We start from the raw sequence: 6,935 nt of genomic DNA on the forward strand, positions 1-6,935 counted from the left end.
GTCCGGCTCCCAGCCGGACCGCCCGTTCTCGTCAGCGCCCTGAGATCGTCCGCGACCGCACCGGTCAGAGACGGGCCTTGACGGCCGCGGAGATGCGCGCTCCGTCCGCCCGCCCCTCGGCCAGCGCGGTGGCGACCTTCATCACCTGCCCCATCTGCCGCATGCCCGGCCGCTCGCCGATCTCCTCGGCCACCTGGGCGATGGCCGTGTCGGCCAGGTCGGCGATCTCCGCCTCGGTCAGCTGGGTGGGCAGGTACTCGTCGATGATGTGCGCCTCGGCGTGCTCGTTGGCGGCCAGCTCGCCGCGCCCGGCCTGGGTGTAGACCTCGGCCGACTCGTGCCGCTTCTTGGCCTCCTTCTGCAGCACGGCCACCACCTCGGCGTCGGAGAGCTCACGCGCCTGGCTGCCCGCGACCTCGGCGTTCTGGACCGCGGCCAGCAGCATGCGCAGGGTCGCGAGACGGAGGGTGTCCTTGGCTTTCATCGCGGCGGTCATGTCCGCGCGCAGACGCTGTTTGAGTTCCGACATGGGGCTCACGGTAGTCGCTGGGCGGGCCCGAACTCGCGCGAGTTTCCCGCGTGCCGCCGGCCACGGACCACCGGGCGGCTCCCTCGCGCGCGAGCCGGACACGGGTGCGGCGTTATGCCCGATTTCGGCGAGCGTGTGCCTAAACACACTCAGCGATCTTCATCGCGCTCACCTATGCTGGGCAAATGCCCGTCATCTCGACCTCTGTCCGCCGAACCGCGTTGGTCCGCCGTACCGCGTTGGGAGCAACCGGGGCCGCGGTGGCCGGAATCGGCTACGCCTCTCTGATAGAACGCAACGCGTTCGTCCTACGCGAGGCCACCATGCCGGTCCTGCCGCCCGGATCGTCGAGCTTGCGCGTGCTGCACATCAGCGACCTGCACATGATGCCCGGCCAGAAGCTCAAGCAGCAGTGGCTGCGTGAGCTGGATCGGCTGGAGCCGGATCTGGTCGTCAACACCGGCGACAACCTGTCGCACCAGAAGGCGGTGCCCGCGGTCGTGCAGTCCCTCGGCGGATTGCTCTCCCGCCCCGGCCTTTTCGTCTTCGGCAGCAACGACTACTTCGCGCCGGTGCCCAAGAACCCGCTGAAGTACTTCAAGACCGATCACCGCCGCGTCTACGGCGCGCCGCTGCCGTGGAAGGATCTGCGCGCGGCGTTCCAGGAGCGCGGCTGGATGGATCTGACCCACGTGCGCCGCGATCTGGAGGTGGCGGGCATCCGCATCGCCACCGCGGGCGTCGACGATCCGCACCTGCGCCGCGACCGCTACGAGACCATCGCCGGCACCCCGAACCCGATGGCGGACCTGAGCATCGGCTTGACGCACTCGCCCGAGCCACGCGTACTCGACCGCTTCGCCGAGGACGGCTACGACCTCGTGCTGGCCGGCCACACCCACGGCGGCCAGCTGGTGCTGCCCGGCTACGGCGCGCTGGTCACCAACTGCGGCATCGACAAGTCGCGGGTGAAGGGCCCCTCGCGCTGGGGCGCGCACACCCAGCTGCACGTGTCCGCGGGCATCGGCACCTCGCCGTGGGCCCCGTACCGCTTCTGCTGCAGGCCGGAGGCCACCCTGCTCACGCTGGTCGCCGCGCCGCCGAAGCGGCCGATCACCGAGTCCAGCGAGGGCCGGGCCTCGCAGTCCGTCGCGGGCTGAGCGAGTTCCACAGCAGCTTCGACAAGCCCGATCGGGGCGCGGCGCACGCCGTGCCCCGATCGTTCGGCCACCCCGCCGGGGAGGCGAGTAGGTGTTCGCACGTGCTCGTCGGTAGGGTCGCGTGCCGGGAGATACGTCGGTCGTAGGAGGGGACGACGATGAGCACTGGATTCACGCCGGACACACGCCGGGCGGCGGGCGCCCACCCGGATCATCCAGCGCCCCACCCGGATCCGGGCCACACCACACTGACCCACACCACACTGCGCAACGCCACCCCTCCCTACGACGACATGGAAGTCGCCCGCGCCCTCTACCGGCCCGACTCCGGCGGTTACCGCTGGATCGGCGCCGGCGCGGCCGCCGTCGCCGTCGTGGCGGGCGCCGCCGTGGCCGTCACCGCGAGCGGCCCCGACTCCGGCGCCGACGACACCCCCGGCCTGGTGAGCGCCCTCACCCAGTCCGCCCACGCGCGCGTCGAGCGGACCGAGGAGCCCGTCATCTCCACTCCCGCGGTGGTCCCCGGCTACCGGGCCGTCGTCGCCCCCGACAGCGAGGCCGCCTACGACGTCCCCGCCGACTGGACCGTCGCCTCCCCGAGCTACTCCGGCGGCTTCGGCAGCGGCTCCGACAGTGTCGGCGGCAAGGGCTACGCCTCCGAGGGCAAGGACTACTGCCCCGGCTCCACCCGCACCATCTCCTTCCTCACCGGCTCCCCCGACAGCGACGCCACCGCCGCGGCCCTGGACACCGCCACCAGGCTCGCCCGCGTCGCCTACGCCGCCGAGGCCGTCCCCGCCGTCACCGAGCCGCTGCGCTCCCAGGACGGCCTGCTGCACGGCACCTTCGTCGAGGCCCGCGGCCGCGTGGCCCGCCCCGCCCCCGGCTGCGCCCCCGAGTTCTCCGTCTACACCTTCGCCACCAGCGCCGACACCGGCAGCCTCGTCGTGGTCATCGCCGCCGACACCGGCGTCCCCGGAGCCGTCGACCGCGCCACCGCCCGCCGCGTCTTCGCCAGCCTCCGCCCCGACACGCACCCCCACTGACCAGGCGATTTAATGACTGAGCCCGCCCTGTTGTAAGCTACTTCAGGTTCACTCCACGGGGTGTGGCGCAGCTTGGTAGCGCGCTTCGTTCGGGACGAAGAGGTCGCAGGTTCAAATCCTGTCACCCCGACTCGTGTGGTTGAGACACGATAGAGCCCCTGACCGGGCATACCTGGTCGGGGGCTTTTTCTCTGCCTCGGGGTCGGAGCAGGTCGATGTCGGGGAAGGCGACGTCATGTACTCGGCAGGGTTCACGCGCTCCCGGTGATCGAATTGTCCTGGTTCGCCGATGGTCTCGGAACCGGGCGGGGAATCTCGGATGCCGAGGGGCCTTTTCTGTGACCATGGTCGGCGACCGGGGTGTGGTCGGCCGGGTTACAGTCGGCCGGTGACGGCGGACACGGTGAACTCGATCCCGGACGACGCGACTCCTGGCGCCCCGGCGATGACTCGCGAGCGCTGTGCGCGGGCGCTGAACCGGTTCCAGGTCGTTTCGGCCGAGAGCGGCGGTCGGCGCGCCGCTGTCGCTCTGGCGGTGGTCGAGCGCCGGGACGGGCCGGTCTTGTTGCTGACGCTGCGGCCGAGCCGGATGCGGGCGCATCCCGGCCAGTTCGCTCTGCCCGGCGGGGCCATCGACCCGGGCGAGACACCGGAGCGGGCGGCCCTGCGTGAGCTCCAGGAGGAGCTGGGGGTGGCGGCGGACGAGACGGCGGTGTTGGGTCGGCTGGACGATTTCGTCACCCGGTCCGGCTACGTGATGACGCCGGTGGTGGTGTGGGTGGGCGCGCTCGGGGAGCCACCGCGCCCCAATCCCGACGAGGTGGCGTTGATGTTCGAGGTGACCGAGGCGGAACTGGACGTCGACCCCGTGTTCCGGCCGCTGCCCGGCCACGACGAGCCGTTGTTCCAGTGGCCGTTCCGCGGCGAGCGCCTGTTCGCCCCGACCGGGGCGATCATCCACCAGTTCCGGGAGGTGGTGCTGCGCGGGCGTGCCACCCGCGTCGCGACCTTCGCTCAGCCGGACTTCGCGTCACGGTGATGCGCGGCGTGCCGACTTGATGCTCGGCCGAAGCCGACGCGGACCGCACGGGCCCGCGCCGGGGCGGACCGCTCAGTCGACGGCGGTGGCCTCGAGTTCGACCAGCTGGCCGGGGACGGCGAGGCGGGTGACTTCGAGCATGGTGGTGGCGGGCGCGACCCCGGCGGCGGCCAGGCGGGCGGCGAGGATGCCGTAGTGCTGGAACAGCGTTTCGACGTCGGTGGTGTAGACGTTGAGGCGGACGAGGTCGGCGATGGTCATGCCTGCCTCGTGGAGGACGGCTTCGACGTTGTCGAGGCTCAGGGCGAGCTGGGCGGCCATATCGCCGTCGTGCCGGGGTTTGCCGTCGGCATCCATGGCGGTCTGACCGGAGCAGTAGAGGGTTCGGGTGGGGGTGGTGACGAGTTCGGCCTGGTGGAAGCCGAGTTCGGTGGACCAGGTGACGGGGTTGACGGCGGTTCGGACGGCTGCCACAGCGGCTCCATTTCCTGTGTCGGACAGTGGGAATCGGCCCCGGTTTCGCGGGCGCGGAAGCAAGCCTGACCGGATTTCACGACATCCTCTGTCGGGTATTTCTTCTAGGGTTTCCTGATGCGGGCCGATCGGTTGGTGGCGTTGGTGTTGTTGCTGCGTCAGCGCGGGCGGTTGACGGCGAGTGAGCTGGCGCGGGAACTGGAGGTGTCGACGCGCACGGTGTTGCGCGACATCGAGGCCTTGTCGACGGCGGGGGTTCCGGTGTACGCGGAGCGGGGACGGCACGGGGGGTTCGCCCTGCTGCCCGGATTCAGGACCGAACTCACCGGGCTCACACACGACGAGGCGCTGGCCCTGTTGATCGCGGGCGGGCGGCGGGGTGCGCAGGCGTTGGGACTGGGGTCGGCATCGGCCTCGGCGGTGTTGAAGGTGGTCGACGCGCTGCCCGCCGGTTATCGGGAGACGGCGGTGGATGTCGCCGAGCGGCTGTTGGTGGAGCCGGAGACGGATCTGCTGGCGCGGCGGCTGACGGGCGAGGAGGTGCCGGGCGGCGTCGCGGAGGCGGTGCGGCGGGCGGTGCTCGAAGGTCGCAGGCTGCGCATCCGATACACGGCCGTGGGCGAGCGGGCGCGGTGGCGGACGGTGGATCCGGTCGGGATGGTGGTGGCGCGCGGACAGAGCTACCTGCTGGCGACACGCGAAGGGGCCGAACGGACCTATCGGCTCTCGCGGATGGCGCAGGCGGAGGTGCTGGCCGAACCCGCACGGCGGGCGGATCGAGTGGATCTGGATGCGGCCTGGCGGGAGCGGGCGGCCCGGTTCCGGGCCGGCGGAGATCTGGTGACAGCCGTGGTGCGGACCGTGCCGGGACGGCGGAAGGAACTGGTCGATACGGCGGTGGTCGTCGGCGACGAGCAGCTCGACGGGGATCAGCTGGTGATGGAGGTCGGCTTCCAAGACGCCCGGCACGCCGAGTGGGCGTTGTGGCAGCTCGCGCCCGAGGCCGAGGTCCTGGCGCCACTGTCGCTGCGGAAAGCTCTGCGGGACAGAGCAGCCGCTGTCGCCACCCGCCACGGCGAGTCCGCACGCCCTGCTGTCGAGTCCGAGTCGTAGCCGAGAAGTTCGGACCTCGCCGGTCGTGGCGGATACGGTCGGCCGGCGAACACGAACGCGCTCGGATGGGCCCGAGCCCACCGGCCGGGGAAATTTCCCCCCGCACCGATGAATTCGGCGAAACCGTCCCGTCCTACCTGCGAGCACGGAGAGCACAGCGCAGAAAGGACCATGCCATGACCGCGACCGCCAAGGGCCCCGCCTCCTACTTCCCCTCCATCGAGAAGAAGTACGGCAAGCCGATCGCCGAGTGGAAGGCACTGATCCTCGCCTCGCCGCTCACCAAGCACATGGAGCTGGTGAACTGGTTGAAGGCCGAACACGGGCTCGGCCACGGGCACGCCAACGCCCTTGTCGCGCACACTCTTCCCGAGAAGAACGCCGGCTGAACGGGCGCCGGGGCTCAGCCGGCGCGGCGGTCGATGTATTCGACGTAACCGCGCCCGGCCAGGTCGGCGTCCCGCCAGCGGCCGGTGTAGGCGAAGCCGCTGACGAAACCGGTGCCGAGGCCGTAGGTCCACGGGGTGTCCATGTCGGTCTCCACCACCAGCCACTGCCTCCCCCGGTCGCGGACGGGGAAGCGGGTGCGCCGCGGCAGCCGCATGTCCGGGCCCGCGGGGGTCGGGTGCGGATCGTCCTCGTACTCGAGCACCTCGAAGGTGGTGTCGTGGTAGGCGGCGGTGTGGCTGTCGAGAGCGCGGTGCAGGGCGAAGGTCATCAGCGGCCTACCTCCGATCGAATACTGGCTCAGCAGCACCTGATTCGATTCGTCGAGGTTGACGATGTGATAGACGAAGTAGTCGAGGGGAGCCTTGAGGGCGGCGGGCAGCGGTGCGTCGTGCAGCAGGTGGGCGCTGGGGCAGGCGCCGTACTCGAACGAGCACAGCCCCTCCACCTCCTGGCGCTCGCCGGCGAGGGTCAGGTGACCTCGGTAGCGGGAGAGCAGACCGAGGTGCTTGTAGACGGGGCTGTGGAAGAACCAGGACACCTTGTCGGTGTTTTCGATGCCCAGCTCGATCGCGCAGTCGCCGATCTCGGCGCGCACCCGGTAGTACGGGTAGCCGCCGGTGATCGACAGTTCGCGGCCGAAGACCAGGTCGCTGCCGTCCTCGCGGAAGCGACCGTCGCGGCCGATCTCGTAGTTGCCGAAGTGGCGGGGGTGGGTGGCGGCGGTGCCGACCACCACGGTGGCGTTGCGGCGGGGTGAGGCGACCAGGGCGTGGTCGTTGTCGAAGGCCAGCGAGCCGGTGCCGCCGATCAGCGACATGATCGTGAGGTAGCGGTGTGGCTCGGGCAGGTCGGGGATCATCAGACCGTAGTGGGTCCAGCCGACGCGGCGGGAGCGGGTGTGCGGGACCAGGATGTCCGGCTCGGTGAAGGGACGGCCCATGCGGTCCTCGGCACCGTCGAAAGCGGTCCGCGCGATGCGCAGCACCGGGTGGATCAGCGCGCCGGTGATTCGGTTGACCATGTCCCGATTCGATCACACCTCGTGGGGGGGGCGGGGGAGACAGGGGTAACAGCCCCCCCCCCCCGAGGGGGGTGGGGGGGGTGAGAGGGGGTTAAGGAGGGCC

The 6,935-nt window shown here is 70.8% G+C and carries 8 protein-coding genes and 1 tRNA gene; 6 read left to right on the forward strand and 3 right to left on the reverse strand.

The features are described from left to right. Positions 1–64: 64 nt before the first annotated feature. Complete coding sequence (locus QH283_RS24245; protein ID WP_280505247.1) at positions 65–529, reverse strand: GatB/YqeY domain-containing protein; 465 nt, start codon at positions 527–529, stop codon at positions 65–67. A 185-nt stretch (positions 530–714) separates the two neighbouring features. Here QH283_RS24245 and QH283_RS24250 point away from each other — a divergent pair, with 185 nt between their 5' ends. The 4 genes from QH283_RS24250 to QH283_RS24265 all read left to right on the forward strand — a co-directional run bounded on the left by QH283_RS24250 (position 715) and on the right by QH283_RS24265 (position 3,774). Continuing rightward, a complete protein-coding gene (locus QH283_RS24250) occupies positions 715–1,689 on the forward strand; it encodes a metallophosphoesterase (RefSeq protein ID WP_280505248.1) in 975 nt (324 codons plus the stop codon). A gap of 158 nt (positions 1,690–1,847) precedes the next feature. Beyond that, the gene (locus QH283_RS24255) at positions 1,848–2,735 is read left to right on the forward strand and encodes a hypothetical protein (protein WP_280505249.1); all 888 of its coding nucleotides are present in this window, start codon (positions 1,848–1,850) and stop codon (positions 2,733–2,735) included. 56 nt (positions 2,736–2,791) lie between these two features. Beyond that, positions 2,792–2,865, forward strand: a tRNA-Pro gene (locus QH283_RS24260). 315 nt (positions 2,866–3,180) lie between these two features. Beyond that, a complete protein-coding gene (locus QH283_RS24265; protein WP_280505254.1) occupies positions 3,181–3,774 on the forward strand; it encodes an NUDIX hydrolase in 594 nt (197 codons plus the stop codon). Positions 3,775–3,846: 72 nt separating this feature from the next. On the opposite strand, the gene QH283_RS24270 is transcribed toward QH283_RS24265, so the two are convergent. After that, positions 3,847–4,248 carry a RidA family protein gene (locus QH283_RS24270; RefSeq protein ID WP_280505250.1) on the reverse strand — a complete coding sequence of 134 codons (402 nt, stop codon included), beginning with the start codon at positions 4,246–4,248 and terminating at the stop codon, positions 3,847–3,849. Positions 4,249–4,365: 117 nt separating this feature from the next. On the opposite strand from QH283_RS24270, the gene QH283_RS24275 reads away from it, so the two are divergent. After that, on the forward strand, positions 4,366–5,361 hold the full coding sequence (locus tag QH283_RS24275) for a helix-turn-helix transcriptional regulator (protein WP_280505251.1): 996 nt from the start codon (positions 4,366–4,368) through the stop codon (positions 5,359–5,361). A 176-nt stretch (positions 5,362–5,537) separates the two neighbouring features. Beyond that, on the forward strand, positions 5,538–5,750 hold the full coding sequence (locus QH283_RS24280) for a DUF4287 domain-containing protein (RefSeq protein ID WP_280505252.1): 213 nt from the start codon (positions 5,538–5,540) through the stop codon (positions 5,748–5,750). A gap of 14 nt (positions 5,751–5,764) precedes the next feature. On the opposite strand, the gene QH283_RS24285 is transcribed toward QH283_RS24280, so the two are convergent. Continuing rightward, on the reverse strand, positions 5,765–6,832 hold the full coding sequence (locus tag QH283_RS24285; protein WP_280505253.1) for a DUF6670 family protein: 1,068 nt from the start codon (positions 6,830–6,832) through the stop codon (positions 5,765–5,767). Positions 6,833–6,935: the final 103 nt, after the last annotated feature.

It is taken from the genome of Nocardia farcinica, from assembly GCF_029867845.1.
GTDB classification, from domain to species: domain Bacteria; phylum Actinomycetota; class Actinomycetes; order Mycobacteriales; family Mycobacteriaceae; genus Nocardia; species Nocardia farcinica_A.

Coding starts and splice junctions, on each gene's coding strand:
- QH283_RS24245 (WP_280505247.1), bottom strand. CDS start 529: ATGTCGGAACTCAAACAGCGTCTGCGCGCGGACATGACCGCCGCGATG.
- QH283_RS24275 (WP_280505251.1), top strand. CDS start 4,366: ATGCGGGCCGATCGGTTGGTGGCGTTGGTGTTGTTGCTGCGTCAGCGC.
- QH283_RS24255 (WP_280505249.1), top strand. CDS start 1,848: ATGAGCACTGGATTCACGCCGGACACACGCCGGGCGGCGGGCGCCCAC.
- QH283_RS24280 (WP_280505252.1), top strand. CDS start 5,538: ATGACCGCGACCGCCAAGGGCCCCGCCTCCTACTTCCCCTCCATCGAG.
- QH283_RS24250 (WP_280505248.1), top strand. CDS start 715: ATGCCCGTCATCTCGACCTCTGTCCGCCGAACCGCGTTGGTCCGCCGT.
- QH283_RS24285 (WP_280505253.1), bottom strand. CDS start 6,832: ATGGTCAACCGAATCACCGGCGCGCTGATCCACCCGGTGCTGCGCATC.
- QH283_RS24265 (WP_280505254.1), top strand. CDS start 3,181: ATGACTCGCGAGCGCTGTGCGCGGGCGCTGAACCGGTTCCAGGTCGTT.